1 protein-coding gene is annotated in these 237 nt (G+C 74.3%); it reads right to left on the bottom strand.

Annotated features, from left to right (window positions below; genetic code table 11):
• Positions 1–237 (bottom strand): hypothetical protein (locus ACZ3HG_RS24830; RefSeq protein ID WP_465335204.1); only part of this gene is annotated, 237 nt, incomplete at both ends.

Here is a 237-nt window from a genome sequence, read left to right as displayed (position 1 = left end):
CACCAACACGCCGACCGCGACAGCCATCGGCAGGAGCGTCTTCGGCGAGGTCGGGCTCGCCAGGAGCCCGATCGATGCGCCCGCCAAGACGGTCCACGCGCCGATCAAGGCATCGCGGCGGGGGCCCACCGCTCCCCGCGCGGCGCGGATACCGCTGAGCGACACGAGCGCCGCGGCCACGAGGACGAGCACGACACCCGGGATGCCGGCAACGACCGCCGCCTGCACGAGCAGGTC

Source organism: Erwinia sp. PME.40.26/001 (genome assembly GCF_055556675.1).
This window is presented reverse-complemented; position numbering and strand designations above follow the sequence as displayed.